This is a genomic window from Paenibacillus sp. sgz302190 (assembly GCF_059820445.1).
In genome coordinates this window covers 229106-246338 of the sequence record NZ_JBZYAO010000002.1, presented here as the reverse complement: position 1 = coordinate 246338, position 17233 = coordinate 229106, and the positions used below count along the sequence as shown (strand labels likewise).

At 50.7% G+C, this 17233-nt stretch carries 10 protein-coding genes and 2 pseudogenes; 5 read left to right on the top strand and 7 right to left on the bottom strand.

From position 1 onward, the window contains the following. Positions 1-675: 675 nt before the first annotated feature. The gene (locus AC6RNO_RS04600; protein ID WP_474682468.1) at positions 676-1587 is read left to right on the top strand and encodes an N-acetylmuramoyl-L-alanine amidase family protein; all 912 of its coding nucleotides are present in this window, start codon (positions 676-678) and stop codon (positions 1585-1587) included. Positions 1588-1959: 372 nt separating this feature from the next. On the opposite strand, the gene AC6RNO_RS04595 is transcribed toward AC6RNO_RS04600, so the two are convergent. Further along, positions 1960-2952 carry an amidohydrolase family protein gene (locus AC6RNO_RS04595; RefSeq protein ID WP_488435054.1) on the bottom strand — a complete coding sequence of 331 codons (993 nt, stop codon included), beginning with the start codon at positions 2950-2952 and terminating at the stop codon, positions 1960-1962. 214 nt (positions 2953-3166) lie between these two features. Between AC6RNO_RS04595 and AC6RNO_RS04590 the strand changes: the two are divergent. Further along, positions 3167-3442, top strand: a pseudogene (locus AC6RNO_RS04590) (LysR family transcriptional regulator); the annotation flags it as partial. A 178-nt stretch (positions 3443-3620) separates the two neighbouring features. Further along, on the top strand, positions 3621-3914 hold the full coding sequence (locus tag AC6RNO_RS04585; RefSeq protein ID WP_488435055.1) for a hypothetical protein: 294 nt from the start codon (positions 3621-3623) through the stop codon (positions 3912-3914). 372 nt (positions 3915-4286) lie between these two features. Here the strand turns inward: AC6RNO_RS04585 and catR are convergent, their stop codons facing one another. After that, a complete protein-coding gene (gene catR / locus AC6RNO_RS04580; RefSeq protein WP_474682466.1) occupies positions 4287-4601 on the bottom strand; it encodes a catDE operon transcriptional regulator CatR in 315 nt (104 codons plus the stop codon). 175 nt (positions 4602-4776) lie between these two features. On the opposite strand from catR, the gene AC6RNO_RS04575 reads away from it, so the two are divergent. Continuing rightward, positions 4777-5157, top strand: a complete 381-nt coding sequence (locus AC6RNO_RS04575) for a DoxX family protein (RefSeq protein WP_474682465.1) — start codon at positions 4777-4779, stop codon at positions 5155-5157. 187 nt (positions 5158-5344) lie between these two features. Next, entirely contained in the window at positions 5345-7036 is a 1692-nt protein-coding gene (locus AC6RNO_RS04570) for a glycosyltransferase 87 family protein (protein WP_497104764.1), read from the top strand. Between the two features lie 20 nt (positions 7037-7056). Here AC6RNO_RS04570 and AC6RNO_RS04565 read toward each other — a convergent pair whose 3' ends face one another. From AC6RNO_RS04565 to AC6RNO_RS04545, 5 genes and pseudogenes are all read right to left on the bottom strand, one after another. Continuing rightward, positions 7057-11388: an S-layer homology domain-containing protein gene (locus AC6RNO_RS04565; RefSeq protein ID WP_497104763.1), complete on the bottom strand. Its 4332-nt coding sequence runs from the start codon at positions 11386-11388 to the stop codon at positions 7057-7059. A gap of 164 nt (positions 11389-11552) precedes the next feature. Continuing rightward, positions 11553-12635, bottom strand: coding sequence for a response regulator (locus tag AC6RNO_RS04560; protein ID WP_497104762.1), 1083 nt, complete (start codon positions 12633-12635; stop codon positions 11553-11555). Then, the gene (locus AC6RNO_RS04555; protein ID WP_497104761.1) at positions 12610-15666 is read right to left on the bottom strand and encodes an ATP-binding protein; all 3057 of its coding nucleotides are present in this window, start codon (positions 15664-15666) and stop codon (positions 12610-12612) included. Before AC6RNO_RS04555 ends, AC6RNO_RS04560 begins: the two co-directional genes overlap by 26 nt. A gap of 228 nt (positions 15667-15894) precedes the next feature. Beyond that, complete coding sequence (gene desA, locus AC6RNO_RS04550) at positions 15895-16905, bottom strand: Delta(5) desaturase DesA (RefSeq protein WP_497104760.1); 1011 nt, start codon at positions 16903-16905, stop codon at positions 15895-15897. A gap of 218 nt (positions 16906-17123) precedes the next feature. Next, a pseudogene (locus tag AC6RNO_RS04545) lies at positions 17124-17219 on the bottom strand (FAD-binding protein); the annotation flags it as partial. Between the last annotated feature and the right edge of the window lie 14 nt (positions 17220-17233).

Here is a 17233-nt window from a genome sequence, read left to right as displayed (position 1 = left end):
GCCACAGCTCTCCCAATAAAGGTAGCCATATGGGTATTCTTAACTTTCCGCGCTTATCGGTTCTTAATATTTTAGAGATGAACACGATATTCTCATTCAGGTGGAGACAAACTCTCCACCTTCTCATTGCCCTCATTGCGGATGCATGCCGAACCTCTACACAGACGCGGCCGTCATCATGTTTCCCAATGCTATATATGTTTGTCTGCTTGCCCATTCAAATATGAGACGATCATTATCTTCGAGTTCTGTTTCAATGAACGATTTATAGTGACCGGAAAGATGCTGCACAACTTCTTCAGGCATATGATGAATGTCTTTCATCATTTTGATCACGTGAGCCGAATCATGCCTCATGCCTTGTCTGGCCAAAAGCATATCTGAACTGGTAAGCTTTTAAAATTTCTTGTTACTTACTCTCCGTACCTGTCATGTGGAATCAACCTTCCTTTGTTGTGTTTTTTGTAAACAAATTTTTCGGGAGCATCACTTCATCGATTCATCTTTCCTTCAGCTCCTTTTACGTTTTGCATATATAACGATGAGAGGCTCTGATCTGTGACATCGGAAAATGACGCCCGAGAGAGAAAAATAGGAAAATATAAACTTTTATTGCCTAATTTATCATGTTAAAGTATTCGTATAATGACATCTTCGCGTTGATGAGGGGGGCCAATGAAACGAAACCGTATAAAAGCAGCCATCATTTGTACGATGCTGTTCGCCATGATGTGGCCCTATTCGGACAAAGTGCAAGCGGCAGATACCAAAAGCGCAAAAGTAGCGGTCCAATCGTTGAATGTGCGCAGTAAAGCGGATGCTCAATCTTCTGTCATCGGTTCTTTGAAGCGGAATGACGTTGTTTCGATCTCCCAGGAGTCGTTCGGTTGGGCAAAGGTCACATCCGGACGTACGACCGGGTGGGTAGCGGGGCAATATTTGCAGAGATTGAGTGCCGGGTCAACGGACAAGCAGTCGAATGCAGCCCCGCGCAGCAATCAAGCCGGCAAGGCAGAGACTACGAAGCAACCATCCGTTCAGTCCGGTCTAAAGGGGAAAGTGATCGTCATTGATCCGGGGCATGGCGGGAACGACAATGGAGTTATCGGCAAGAAGTACGGCAGTATGGAGAAGACGCTTAATTTGTCGACCTCCCGTTACTTGGCCGATATGCTGCGTCAAGCCGGGGCGAAGGTTATCATGACAAGGAATGACGACAAGGATAAGCCTGAGCTCTCCCAACGAGTTGCCGTTAGCGAGAAGAACCGCGCGGATGCGTTCGTCAGTGTTCATTACAACTCGTCCTTAAAGTCGAACTCCGGCACATTAACGTTTTATTATTCTCAATCGAAGGATTTGACGCTGTCAAGAAAAATCGAAAGCCGCCTTCGACAAATAACCGACTTGAAGAGCAGCGGCGTCTCACACGGTAATTACCATGTGCTTCGTGAGAACGGCAGGCCCTCAACTTTAGTGGAGCTAGGTTTTCTATCCAATCCGAAGGATGAAGCAGTCGTCCGGACAAGCGCTTACCAGAAGAAAGCGGCGGAAGCGATCGCAGCCGGACTGGAAGATTATTTTATGTAGCTACTGTTTTCTACTGGCGGCATAAAATCTTAAATGCCCTTCGTTCCAGAAGCGGCAGCATCCTCTTCAAAATGGCAGGGCGAGGACAGATCGCCGCCGATGTGCGCACATTCAGGGCGGCTTGAGGATTGAGCTAAGGGCGGTATAGTTGAATATTAATTCCGCTGAACCTTATCACAAATGACGCAAATTTCAACCGACAACTAAAAAACAGGACCCCTGATGACGAGAATCGGGGGTCCTGGGTTTGATAGCTTGTATCCCTTCAGTCTGCATCATGAGTTTATTATTTCACCCTATTTACTTTAAGGGAGCATATCATAAAGCGGGTTTGTCTCTTCCCGGGCAGTATGTAGTATCGGGCCATTCGGATTACAGGTCGAGACCGAAGAGGCGGAGGGCATTGCCGCTGCAGAACTTGTTGCGGTCTTCGTCGTTGTCGAAATTGGATATGAACTGCTGAAGCTCGTTGGCGGTCGGTCGTTGGAAGGGATAGTCCGTCGAGAACAGCAACTGGTCGATCGTGGTTGCCGCGAGAGCATGCTGGAGCAGCGCCGGGTTGAACATGCCAGAGCTTGTGATGAAGACATTCGAGCGCATATACTCCGACACCTTCCGCTCCAGTCCAGCGATGCGAGACAAGCTGTCGGTCCGATCCTGCCAGAACAGGAGCAGCTCGCCCCAGTGACCGAGAATGATCTGAAGGCCGGGGTGTCGATCGAAGGTGCCTCGAGCGATCAGGCGCAGAGCGGCGACCGCTGCTTCAAGATGCCATCCCCATGAGAAGGTGGAAAGCGCCAGGTCTACCATTGGACTGATTCCCGAATACGCCACTTGACGTATGGTTTTCGAGGGGAGTTGGGGGTGGATGAAGATCGGCTGTCCGAGTGCGGCCGCAGCCGCGAACAGGTCATCGTAGCAGGGATCGTCGAGTGGTGTCTCGCCCGTGCGCCCATAGACCATCGCCCCGACACAGCCGAGTCTGGCTGCGCGTTCGAGCTCGCCCGCGACGGCGTTCGGCTCGGCCATCGGCAGCGTGGACATGGCACGAAGCCGCGAGGGATGACGGCGGACCGCTGCTGCTGCGATGTCATTTGTCTCCCGGCTAAGGGTGACCGCCTCAGTGGAAATGAGGGGGCAAGTCGCAGGCGGAGTCAGTGAGATGATGTGCATGTCGATGCCCTGTTCGTCCATGGCTGCAATCCGCGCGTCACCGATGTCCTCCAGTCTGGTGAGATGGTCGCCCATCTCGTTGAACGTGATACTCTCATCACGGCGCTCCTCCGGCAGCCCTTTAAGTACTGCAGTCAGTTCGGGTGTTGTCCAGTGCTCTTCAATTGCGATGAAACCCGGTTTATTGGACATGTTATTCCTCCTCTTTGAGAAGATAGATTAAGGATCAAGTACGTGACTTTCTTGCTAAAAGCATATACTCACGATGGCTCCGCCATTCACGAGTTTGTTCCATCCATGAACCTCCTCAAATAGCTTGAATCCATCGTAAATCGATTTTATATTGCAGTCCAATGCATTTATAATCATTAATACATTGATCATAAGGAATGGTTGGTGTAGCAGAGTGGAGCTTCTTCAAATGCAATATTTTCAAATAGTCGCCAGACTGGAACATATGACCGCAGCCGCGGAAAGTCTACATGTTACGCAGTCCTCATTAAGCAGGACCATCCAACGTCTGGAAGAAGACCTGAGTGTTCCTCTGTTTGACCGGAGTGGTCGTGCGCTTCGATTAAAGAAGTTTGGCCGCGCATTCTTGAAGCGTGTGGACAAAGCTCTCTTTGAATTGGAGCAGGGGAGGCAGGAGATCCGCAACTTATCTAGTCCGGAGAGCAGAACATTTGGCCGATCGGGTCAGTGTATCGATTTCGGAACTGAAGGAGGAGTGTTTCGTGGGCTTCAAGCATTCTTTTAGCTGTTACGTCAAACTTCAACTCAATCCGCTCAGTGGAAGTCCAAATAAGCTTACAAAAGAACACATATAGCCTGATGGCATAATTAAAAGAGTTAATTATGAAATGAGATATTCAGAGAAAGCAAAGAAGTTTTTTGGTGCAGATCCTGTAATTTCAGATGATGTGTTTTCCATAAGATTGGAAATTATACCCCCAACAAAGCTAGCCACTATATCAAAAGATAAAACTGAGCTAGTGGAGCTTCCTCCGGCAACTACAAGATGTTGTAGGATACAATTTCAAGGGGGGAAGCTTGACTGGTGTATATTAAGATTAGTGGCTATTAATTCATTTTACTTTTGGCTTATATTTACTCCCGAGGACATTATAGTTCCAGAAGAGGAAATTTCATACTAAGGGAGATTCATATTATACAACAATCTCTGCTATTATCGAAAAGAACCTAACAGAGATTATTGGACAAGCACAAGCATACTTAGATAGCTATGAGTTGGGTCAAAGGATTAGCATGGGTACTAATATTGAGTTGATTTATTCTGCTCTTAACCCTGTTGTTACGGGTTCAGAAGTAGCTGCTGGCAGTCAAGATGTTCAGACAAATATTCATATGTCAACGTCTTCGTCATCAAATATGCCAAGCGTCCTACGAAGGAAAACTGCAAACACCTGCAAAAGAGGATATATGCTCTTATACTGAACATATTGTCCTCTTATTTTTATACTACAATAAGCGTTTTTTCTTGCAACCGTTTGTCCGGCCAGCACGGGCTAAAGCGTAATCCAGTTCGACGACCACTTTGCGATTTCGCTGAAAATCGGGGCCAACGCATGGCCCTTCTCCGTTAACGAGTATTCGATCCGCACCGGAGTCTCCGGGAATACTTCTCTTTTGACAATACCCTCCAGCTCAAGCTCCTTTAACCGTTCAGACAATACTTTTCCGCTCAGATTCGGCAGCGCCGTTTCGATCTCGCTAAACCGCTGCGGTCCGGAGAGCAGTTGATACACAATCAAGGATACCCAGCGCTTGCTTAACGTTTCCAAAGCTTTTTCAAAACGGGGGCACATGGCAGACTTGTTCATACGATCACCTCATCTACCTTTAGTGTATCACAAACCGCGTGAAAAAGAGCGTTTTGCGTATGATTTAATTTATTACTTGACGATACTAGTTTTCTTATATATACTTTGTTACATAAAGTAAGTAATTGATTTCAAGTAATATAATTACTGGCAAATTTGAAAAGGAGACGAAATAATGAAAGTAGTAGTATGGATTCTTCAAGGTTTACTGGGACTAGCCTTTCTATTTTTTGGATGGATGAAGGTGTCGGGCAGCGCGATGCAGGTAGGGGCATTCGGCAGCTACGGGTATCCGCTTTGGACCATGTATGCGGTAGGATTGCTGGAAATTTTGGGGGCGATTGGCTTGATCGTCGGTTTCAGAAAAGCTCGGCTGGCCTTTTTGTCCGCGTCGCTGCTGGCGGTCGTGATGATCGGGGCGATATTCACTCATCTGCAGGCCGGCCAAGGGATGGGCGTTGCAATGACGCCGCTTGTCCTGCTGGTGCTCGTTCTGGTCGTCGTCTTCGGGTACCGTCCGAATTCCAGATTGGCCGGGGCTAACAAAACAGCTTAACCATCAACAACCAAATGTGCCGCTCGGGGGATCTTAACGGATCATCTGCCCCGGCGGCATTTTTTTGCGCCGAAACCGCCGCTTGCAATCCTAAGCGAACCATCAGGCTGCTTTAAGGCGATTTTCAGGAAGGCGGGTCATAATAAGTGGAAACGAGATCACAACATACGGAGGGAGGTTGCACGGGATGTCGTTTCCAAAACAACACGCGCTCAAAATCGTTATGGCCGCGCTGCTGCTCGTATCGGTCGCCTTGAGCGTCTATTCGATCTGGCACGTTCCGGTCAGCTCATCTTCCGGGGGCGCGCTCATGCCGCAGCAGGGCTTCAGGCAAGGCGGCGGCTTCATGCCCCAAGGCGGGCAGCAGGGCATGCACTTTTCAAACCGTCCCGGCGGGATGGATTCTCCTGGAGCCGGAGCCGGAGGCGGAACCGGAAGCGGAAGCGAAGGCGGAGCCGGAGGTGGCCCCTCTTCCGATAACGGCAGCCGGCGCATGTCGGGTCCGGGAGGCGGCTCATTCGGACGCTCGTCCGAATCGTCGTCCGCGTACGCCACCGGCCTTGCGGTATTCGCCGCGGTGTTCTTCGGCCTGACGGCCGCGGCGTTCTACAAAGTGGCGCGCACAGGCAGGCAAATCCGGGAGACCAACAAGGCTGCGCTTGTCTGGATGCTGCTCGGAATCGGCCTGTTCCTGCGGATTGCGGCCGCCCCGTGGATTTCGGGGCATCCTTTTGACATCAACCTGTTCAAAAACTGGGCCTCGTCAGCGGCGAACAGCCTGACCGGATTTTATACGAACGGCTCCAGCGATTACCCGCCATTTTACGTCTATGTGCTGTACCTGGTCGGGAAGCTAGCAAGCACGGCTGCCATGAACTCTTATTTCACTTTGCTGATCAAACTGCCGTCGATTTTGGCTGACGTTGCGACCGCCTATCTGCTGTACAGGGTGGCGAGCAAGCGGATGTCTTTTGAAATCAGCCTGTTGATTGCGGCTTTTTACACCTTTAATCCGGCGGTGTTCATCAATTCCACGTTCTGGGGACAGGTGGACTCCTTCTTCACCCTGCTCGTTGTGGCGGCGCTCGTGCTGCTCACGGAAAACAAGCTGGGCTGGTCGACAGTTTTATTGACTGCCGCCGTGCTGATGAAGCCGCAGGGCATCATTTATTTGCCCGTATTGTTCTTCGTTCTGTGGCGGTCCAAACGATTGAAGGCCTGGCTCACTGCAGCCGCTTCGGGCATCGCAACCGTGCTGCTCGTCGTCCTTCCCTTCTCTTTGAACCAAAATCCGTCATGGCTGATCAAACTCTACAGCACTACGGTAAACGAATATCCTTACGCGTCGGTGAACGGCTATAATTTCTTCGCCCTGCTCGGTGCGAACTACAAGAAGGACTCATCCACGCTGTTCCTGTTCAGCTACCATACCTGGGGGATGATATTCATTGTTCTTGTGACGCTTTTTGCATGGTGGACGTACGCCAAAAGCCGCAATCCCCGGTTCGCTTCAGCCGCGGCACTGCTCCTGATCGCCGGTGTGTTCACTTTTTCGTCCAGCATGCATGAGAGATACTTGTTCCCTACGGCGGGGCTCGCTCTGCTGGCTTACATTTACCTGCAGGACAAAAGGTTGCTGTGGCTGGCTGGCGGATTCAGTCTGACGATCTTTTTGAACACGTACGACATCTTGTACAGCTCTGCTCAAAACGGAGCGGCCTACAGCGTTACCTTATGCGCCACTTCGCTCCTCAACGTCCTGTTGTTCGGCTATTTGGCGAAGACAGTTTGGGGATACGGTTTCCGGCGCAAAAACTTCTCCCGATCCAGGCAACCCAAAAGAGGGTCATCCCGAAAACGTCCCTTGTTATCGGAATAACCCTCTTAGGTACAGTGATATTAAATTAAGTCAGACTTTTGAAGCAGTCGCTGTACAATCGCAGCAACCTCGGCTCTTGTAATGTACGCCTTTGGTGCAAGAAGGTTATTGCTCCTTCCCGAGACGATACCGGCTTGAACACTGTCGGCTATGCTGCTCTGCGCCCAAACGGATACATCTGCCGCATCTGCAAACGGACGAAGATTTGCCTCTGTCGCTTGGACAGGGAGCTTGGCTTTCAGTTCCGTGATCTTCATCGCTTTGGCGATAATCGCCATCGCTTGTTCTCGGGTAATTCGGTCACTCGGACGGAAAGTGCCGTCTTCAAATCCATTGATCAGTTGGTACGCGTATGCCGTGTCAATCACGCTGCTATACCACTCCGATGCCTTTACATCCGAGAACGGTGTTGCTCCACTTTCTAATTTCAGTCCAAGTCCACGAACGATAATGGCTGCAAATTCAGCCCGGGTAATATCTGTGTCGGGACTGAATAAGCCGTTACCGATTCCTTCGATAACCATTCGCGAACCCATATCAATGACTGCCTTTTTCGACCAATGATTCGCAACATCCTTGAATTCACTTGGATGCCATACGACCGAGTACGTACTGTTGGTAAGGCTGTTGATGACAGCATAATATTTGCCATCGACCAAAGTGACCTTTGTCGGCACATGGCGAACCGTCCCGTCCGGCTCAACGACAACGCCAGTTGTAATCTTGCTCGGATCAACACCCTCTGGAATTGCAATGGCGCGTCCCACATAGGCATTAAACTTCGATATTTCAACTGTTGTGCCTTCGTGTGCAGCTCTGACCGTAAAGTTTACCGGCGGCACTACAAGCGAGAACGTACCTTTCCCTGCTGCATTCTCCACTATTTTTACCGTATCCGCTGACGGCGCTGCGATCTCAATCTGTACCTTGATATCTTGCAATGCCACTGACTTCCCGAGTTTGTCGGATATGGCGCTGATGTTGATTTGCTGGGCAGGAAGTGTGTACGATGCTTTCTCCGTCTTGATTTCCAAAACCGCCTGTTTGGTTTCCATGTTTTTAACCATTTGACCGTTTAATTCGCCAACGACGACATCGGACTTCGTGTTGACCAGAATCGTTACAACCGCACGTTGTCCTTCCGATGCAAGCTTGTCATCCAGCTTCTTGGGGTCAACGGATACAGTAGTTACGGTTTGGTCATTTCGTTTCGTTGTCGTTGCTGTTCCCGCATTCTCCACTTTACCGTTAACGAGTATATTCACACCGGTATTGGCGGTCTCCGGGGCCGTTGAAGCTGCCGGTCCGGATGACGTATTGCTACTGCTGCTACCGCTGGATGATGATCTCGGCATAACGTCATTGGATAGGGCGGAAGATGCGCTGCTTCCCACACCATTGATCGCCTTCACCGTAAAGGTGTAGCTCGTTCCGTTCGTTAATCCTGTAACGGTAATCGGGCTTGCATTTCCGGTCATGACCACGTTTCCCGGTGATGCTGTCACCTCATACCCCGTGACCGCACTTCCGCCATTGTCGGTTGGAGCCGTAAAAGCAATGGTAGCTTGTCCGTCTCCGGCAACTGCTGAAACATTCGTCGGCGGTGCCGGAATAGCTGCAGAAGTCGCGCTTGCCTGGTTGGATGCCGCACTCAAGCCCCACGGGTTGCCTGCTTTCACCGTAAAATAATAGGTCGTTCCGTTTGTCAGGTTTTGTACATTGTAGGTTGAGTGCGTCACGGTAGTAACGGGTGTATTGCTAAATTGACCTGAAACAGTTGACAAATACAGATTGTAATAAGTAGCTCCCGTTACCGAACTCCAATTTAATGTAACCTGGCGATCTCCCCCAGAAGCTACCAGATTCTGCGGATTTGCAGGGGCATTCGGCAAGTTCACCACTTGCGTCACCGTAAACGTCGCATTTGTCATGTTCGCTGCCGATACCGTCACTATTGCAGAATACGTACCTGCGGTTAAACCGTCTTTTGCTTTCACTGTAAAGGTTGTAGAGGAACCGCTATTAAGTGTTGTATCCAGCGGAGTGATTACAAACTCGTTGGCATTTGTGCCACTCAGCGATGCGGACAGACTTGTCAAATTGCCTGTTCCGGTATTTATTACGCTTATCGTTTTAGTTGCTTGTGTTCCCGGCATATAGCCTTGAATCAGGTCTGTAGTCGTTTGATTCGCAATTGCTGCTATAGAATAGGTAAGTGGGGCCGCTTCTCGCGTTACTGTTACCGTGTACGTCTTTGTGGTCGTTCCATCTTGCGCCGTCACCGTAACCTGGATTCGGTTGCTCCCTACGTTCAGCGGTAGCGATGGAGACGCCGTGCCGTTCGTTAGCGTGAACGGTCCGCTCACCAGCGTACCGTTGCCGTCGTACACGCTTGCTGTTACTGTCGCATTGGCATCGGATACGGTCGGCGTTACGGTAATACTGCTTACGGCGTTCTCCGCGCTGACCGTGTAGTTCGTTGTGCCTTGAGAAAACACCGGACTCAGCGTACCGCTTGACAATGCCAACCCGCTCAACGTGTCTGCCGGGCTCACCGTCAGGGTTGCGGCAGTACTTGTCACTGTTCCCGCACCATTGGTCACTACCACCGTGTAGCTTCCTGCATCTGCTGCCTGTGCAGAGGTAATCGTTAAGTTAGCGGACGTTGCTCCGCTAATATCTGTGCCATCTTTCTTCCACTGGTAGGTCAATGGCATGTCACCACTCGCTGTTACGCTAAATGAAGCCGGTTGTCCCACTGTCACCGTCTGGTTGCCCGGTTGACTTGTGATTGTTGGAGCTACAAGAGCAGTTGTAATGGTCTGCGTTACGGCAGCATCCGAATACCCCGTTGCAACTACGGTAATGGAATGAGTACTTGCATTTAATACTCCGGCATTAATGCTGATTTTTCCGGCGCTTATCGTATAATCCGTACCCTGCAGCGTCGTACTGCCGTCTTTTATAGCGGTAATCGCTCCGCGCCACGCCGCATTATCCGTAAAGGTCAGATCGATGGCGTGGGCCGTATCGTTGTCCGTGCTGTCTGCTGTCAGTTCAGGGGCTGTCATTATCCCCGAAAAACTAGCCGCCCGAACTTGATTGGCGGTTCCGTCCCATTCAGTCCACACTGCGTATAAGACGTTGTTGAATACAGCCAAATTGGGAAAACCTCCGCTTTTTGTCGAATTCACATTCAGACCGCTCGTACCGCCACCGTCTGCACTTGTCCAACTCGCGCCTTCGTACGCCTTGACTCGAATCTGATTAGCGATTCCGTTCGTTTCAGACCACGCAGCATATAAGGCGTTGTTGAATACAGTCAGATTTGATGGACTTCCTGCGACTTTCATCAAATCCGCATTCAGGCCGCCGCCGTCTGCACTTACCCAACTCGTGCCGTCGTATGTCTTGACTCGAACTTGATAAGTCCATCCGTTCTTTTCATACCATTCTGCATATAAGGCGTTGTTGAATACAGCCAGATTGGGATTGAATGCCGGTTGAGTCGTATCGACATTCAGACCGTTCGTACCGCTGCCATCTGCACTTGTCCAGCCTGTGCCGTCGTACTTCTTGACTCGAATTTGAGTGGCGCTTCCACTCGTTTCCATCCATGCTGCATATAAGGCGTTGTCGGATGCAACCAGATTGGGATACGTTGCGCCTTTCGTCGAATCCACATTCAGACCGTTCATGCTGCCGCCGTCTACACTTGTCCAATTCGTGCCGTTGTACTTCTTGACTCGAATTTGATTAACATTACCGGTGGTACCGCCCCATTCATGCCACGCTGCATATAAGGCGTTGTTGAATACAGCCAGATTGGGATTGCTTGCGTATTTCGCCGAATTGATATTCAGACCGCCGCCGTCTACGCTTGTCCAACTCGTGCCGTTGTACTTCTTGACTCGAATTTGAGTTACGGTTCCGTTCGTTTCATGCCACGATGCATATAAGGCGTTGTTGAATACAGTCAGATTTGGATAGGATGCGTCTTTCATCGAATCCACATTCAGAAAGCCGCCATCTGCACTGGTCCAGCTCACACCGTCGTACTTCTTAACTCGAATTAGATTGGCGATTCCGTTCGATTCACTCCACGCTGCATATAAGGCGTTGTTGAATACAGCCAGATTGGGGTTAGCTGCGCTTTTCGCCGAAGTGACATTCAGACCGTACGTGCCACCGCCGTCTACCGACGCCCAATTGGGTGCTGCAAAAGCCGTGTTGCCTTGCATGATCGATAGCAGCATGAAAATAACCGCTAAAATAAGACCTGGCGTTTTTCGGCTGCATGATCTGCTTATTTTCATGCCTTTTACGAGAAATGCCAGTAAAATTCCTTGCATTGATCTTTCCTTTTTACGCATACATGTTCCCCATTCCTCAAAAATTGTTGAAGCTTTTGCTAGACCCTTCTTCGACAATAATCGAGTCCATTCTACAACGATGGCGATAAACAAAAACTCAACAAAAAAGAACCGCGGATTCTGTCGTCCGCGGTTTCCCATTTCTATAGACCGAGCTCGTCTTCAAACCTATACCGCCTTAGCTCCCGCAGCTTAGCCGCTGCCACAGCGTCGCCCATCTTCTCCAGATGCTCCAGCAAGAGGTCGTAATAGTGTTCGCGATAAGGCTCAATCTCGATCAACTTTCTCAGCAGAGGCTCCTTGTCCGTCTCCGCAGCTTCCGCCAACCACTGTTCGAGACGCTGCATATACGAGGAATGAAGCTCGTACCTTTTATTTCCCGCCCAGCCATATTGCTCCGTCTCGAAATAAGCGCCGCGGTAAAGCGAGAGCAGTTCGCCGATATCGCCCGGCCGGCCCCCATGCCTCATAAGCTCCTCCAATCTCGCTGTATCGCTGTCGACCATCTCGGTCTTCAGCCAATACCGTTCGTCGGCGAATGCGACCATGTCCGGAAATCCGGCGTTCTTCAACGCATTCCGCAAATAATACATCGTCGTATGGAGCAGCTTCTGGGAACGCCCGAGTTCGCAGTCCGGCCACAAATCGTCGAGCAGTCGATACCGGTAGGCAGGGGTTCCACCTTGATGCCAAAGATAGGCGAACAGCTCCTTCGTTTTCTTCGTTCTCCAGCTCGCCATCTGCCGGTCCAAGCCGTACAGCTCCATGCTGCCAAGCGCTTTCAAAATCAGCTTGTCACTCTGTGCCGGCCCACTTGAATAATCTCCCGTAATCTGCCGAACCGCGCGGCTCGCGACGCCGCGTACGGGACGGAGCGTATACCGGTCCAACGTCTTCGACAGCTTGTCTTTCGAAACCGGCTTCAACAAATAGCCGAAAGCTCCTGTCTCAAACGCATCGACAGCGAACTCCTGATGAGCGGTAACGAAAATGATATCCATCTCCCCATAACGTCCTAGCAGCTGCTCGGCGGCATTCAAGCCGCTCATCCCCGGCATTTCGATGTCCAGGAAAACGAGGTCCGGCCTCAACCCGGATACTTGTCCGATCGCTTCGGCGATATGCTCGAATTTGCCGACCACCTGTACACCGCCGACTTGTTCCAGCACGATTTCCAGCACGTCCAATGCCATAACCTCGTCATCGATCAAAATTGCTCTGAGCATAGGGTTCCTCCGGCAGATAAAGGTTGATTTGTGTGCCCCGATCCGGTACGCTGACGATTTCCAGCTTATGTCCGTAGATCATTTGCAGGCGGCGGCTGACATTGACGATCCCTACTCCGTGTGATTTTTCTTGTTCCAGCTGCAGCCGTTTCGCCTCTTCCATGCCCACGCCGTCGTCCTTCACCGTCACTAGAACCCCGCCGCCGCTTCGACTCACCATAATTTCCACGGTGCCTCCCAACGGTTTCGGTCCGATGCCGTGCCGCACTGCGTTTTCTACGAGCGGCTGCATCATAAGTGGAGGAAGCCAGAAGGAAAGATCAGCTTCTATCCGGTATTTGACCTGTAATCTGCTGCCGAAACGAAGCTGTTCAATTGCCAAATATGAGCGCACCAGTTCCAATTCTTGCTCGAGCGAAATCCGATCGGCCTGAAAGACGAACGTGAATTTTGCCCTTAAATACGTGGCTAAATCATTGATCGTTTCCCGCAGCCTGTCGACATCCTTATAGCTGAGTGCCACAAGAGTGTTCAAACTGTTGTAAAGAAAATGCGGAGTAATTTGCGTTTGCAAGAAGTCCATTTCCCGCTTAACCGCCTGCTCGGACGAACGCTTCATCGACAGCAGCGACTGCATCCGTGCCTTTAGCTCCACAAGCTCAAACGGCTTCTGCAAAATATCGTTGGCGCCCGCCTCGAAAGCAGCCGTCATGTCGCTCGTCTGGCCGGATGCGGTCAGCATCAGCACGGGGAGCTCCGCCAAGCCGTGCAAGCTGCGAATTTCCCTGCATACGTCCAGCCCGGACAGGCCGGGCATCATCAAATCCAGCAGCACCAAATCCGGCAGCCTCCGTCCCTTGAGTTGCGCAAGCGCATCCTGTCCGCTTCCGACCGCGGTATACGCATAACGGAGTGACATCACGGCATCGATTAGCACTTTCAAATTGGAAGGCTCGTCATCCACGATCAGAACTTCATATTCGGCGGTCTCGTCTTGAACGCGCATGTTTAACGTTACCTTCTCCGCCACTTGCGGTTGCACATATACTCCGGACGCAGCGGCTTCCCGCTCTTGGACGGCAATCGGCAACGTGAACGTGAATCTTGAACCGCGGCCAACCTCGGACTCGACTTCCAGTCTGCCGCCTTGCAGCTCGACCAACTGTTTCGATATGCTCAGGCCGAGTCCGATGCCTCCTTGGGAACGGTGTTCCATCTCTTCCTGCTGCACAAAAGGCTCAAAAATACTTGCCAGTCTGTCCGGCGGAATGCCCGGCCCCGTATCCGCTATCGAGATGGCCAGCCCCGCGCCTAACGCTTCTGCTGAAATACGCACCGTTCCGCTTTCCGTATATTTCAGCGCGTTCTCCAACAAGTTGTGCAAAATTTGCCGCAGCCGATTTTCGTCCGCCTCAACCAAGGGAAGCGTTGAAGGAAGCTCGTTGATCAAGCGAACCTCGCGGTTGATCGGCGTAATCGCCAACGTCTCCAGTACGAAACGAACCGACATATGGACATCCACATGCGTCGTTTGAATATGCAGCTGTCCAAGCTTGATTCGGTTCATGTCGAGAATATCATGCACAAGCCCCGCCAATCGCCGCCCCACCAAGTGCAGCAGCCTCACGTTCTCCCGATGCTCCGGGTGAAGCGGCCGCTCGGGGTCTTCCAGCAGCGATTGGGACAAGTTGATGATGCCGTGCAGGGGCGTTCGCAATTCGTGCGACGTCTTGGCCAGAAATTCGTCCTTCTGGCGATCGTAAACGAGCAACTGCCGGGAGAGGCGTTCGCTTTTGCGGAAAGCCTCCTGAATCCGGTTTGACATTAAGGACGCCTGCGAGTACAGCAGCAAGAGCGGCGTAACGATCATATAGTTCGGGTTATCCATCGCTAGCTGATAACGAAGATGGGCGTAGATCCATGTGAAGAGAAGGAAAAATACCCCGAGCAAAATAGAGCCGGTCCCCTGGCCCCCCCGATTGCGGCCGCTAAAAATTGCGTAAAAAACGAACAGAAGGAAGAGAGTTTCAAGCACAATGGTCGTCCATAGAAGTTCCCGCAAATATTCGTTCGGCGTGAATAGGAAAACGGCAAAGACAGCGATGAATATCCAGCGCAACGCGCGGAATACGCCGTTGTTCCGTCCCCCCAAGAATCGGTGCACATAAAGATAGAAAAAGTAAAATGAAGTCAGCGGCAGCAGGACAATCATTCTTTGCAGCCATAAAAAAGAGAGAGAGGGGACGACCGCCGCCGCCATAATTTCGTCGTCGAAACTGAAAAACAAGCCCGCCGTCAAGCAGAAGATGCCAAAATGCACCAGATGCGGCTCCTTGCGCCACTGCTTGAACATACTTATGTAATAAAGCCCAAACACGAACATGGCCGTAATCAAAATCATGTCGACAAGCCTGAAATGGTCCTGACGGGCGATTACGTCTTTCGCCGGTCCGAATTCCGGCGCCTGCACGAGCCCGCCTTCAAGGTACTTGAAGCTGGACACTTGGACGACGATTTCAACTGCGCCGGCCTCAGCTTGCGCCATTCCCAAGAATGGCAGATTGCTTGGCACGAACCCGTGCTCGGTTGCCGTCGTTCGGCCGTTGCCGCCTATATCGGTTCCGTTCAGAAAAACCCGGCTGGACATGCGGATCTTCTTCCCGCGAAAGCCGTACAAATCCTTCTTGTCCACCTGCACGATCAATCGGTAGGTACCGGCTCCATACCCGTCTTGGCCTCCGGAGTCGACAATACCTTTCCAACTGCCCGGCACCCGCACCATCTGACGCTCGGTCGCAAGCAGCGGATTGACGTAAAAATCGTGCGGAGCCAACAGTTTCCCCTCATAAAACTCCCACTCCCCGTTCAGGGGAATAATACCATGGACGTCGAAATCCCACGTTCTCGCGTCCAACACACCGCCATGAGCTACGGGATAGTGCTTGTCCGCCGGGTTGAGCCAGTCGTAAAGAAAGAAGCACGTTGCGATAAAAAAGATACCGATTATACTGATCATGCTGACGTTTCTCATCTATCGATCCCTCCGCAACCCCCTAATAAAACCGTTTACTTGCGTTCATTCTGAATTATACAGCATTTGCGGTCAATTAGTAGAAATATGCTATCGGTCGCCTCAATGCTCGCCCATAACACTTATCCACAATTTTATGCACACTTTGTCCACAGCCAACGCAAATCATAATTTCCTAAACAACAAAAAAACGGCCTCTTCCCGCTATCGCGAGATGGCCGTTCTTGCTTATTTGCCTGGCGCGGACGTCGAACGTCCGATATCTCTGAATCCGATGAACCGTTTCCTTTGCTCGCTCCAGACGCGGAACCGGAGAGAGCGCAAGCTGGTCCATAATGTAATCGTCTGAACATCTTGCAGAACGGGATTGCTGTTGTGAGCTTTTTCCAGATAATAGTTAGGAACCCGGGGGCTCAGATGGTGGATGTGATGAAAACCGATATTGCCTGTAATCCAGTGAAGGATCTTCGGCAGCTTGTAGAATGAGCTTCCCTGCAGGGCCGCTTTGACGTAGTCCCAATCTTCTTCTTTTTCAAAATACGTATCCTCAAACTGATGCTGCACGTAAAACAGCCAGATGCCGGCAGTGCCCGAGATCAAAAAGATCGGTCCTTGAACGAGCAGGAAATTTTGCCAGCCAATCAACCAGCAAAGCAAGCCTGCTGTTCCCGCTATGCCGATGTTGGTCACGTAGGTGTTGATCCGTTCTTTCAGCCCGGCGCGTTTGCGGTTAAATCTGTAGTCTATCAAAAAAATATAAACGGGACCCAGACCGAACATAAATAAAGGGTTGCGGTAAAGCCGATAGAAAAGCCTCCGCAGCGGTGACAGTGCGACATATTCTTCCACCGTCAACGTCCAAATATCCCCCGTCCCCCGCTTATTCAAGTTGCTGCTGGTCGCGTGATGAACGGAATGCGTGTGTTTCCATTGATGATAGGGGCAACAGGTCAAAATACCGGTTAGCGTACCGACAATTTCATTGGCCATCCTGCTTTTAAAGAACGACCTGTGACAGCAGTCATGAAAAATAATAAATATCCGTATCAAAAAACCGCTGGCCGGAATAGTAAAAACCAAAGTAAGCCAATAGGAGATTGATAGACTCCAGTAGGCAGCATACCAAAGCAAAAAAAAGGGCGCAATGGTATTTAAAATCTGCCAAACGCTAGATTTGAAATGCGGTCTTTCGTAAGGAGCAATGTCTTTCCGCCAATGATCCTGTTCCTGGTGGTTCATCTTGTTGTCTTCTTCCTCTCTTCGTATCCATAATTTTTGCAGCTAATGGATTCCGAATCGAGTGAAGTAGATTCATGCCCATCTCCGTCTATACGTAAGATTAACTGAAATGGTTTCAAAAATACAAACACCAAATTAAGGTTTGATTAAGCGAAACTATTCAAAATGAAATCGGAATTCACCCCGATGGCGGCTTTGCTTCCTTCCGCTGCCGCAATATCGAACAAAATCACATTTCTCCTTGCTCTGCCCAATACAAGAGCAGCATTCAAGCCTGCCGGACCTCCACCAATAATAGCACAATCGATTGACATAGCGTTCTCTCCTT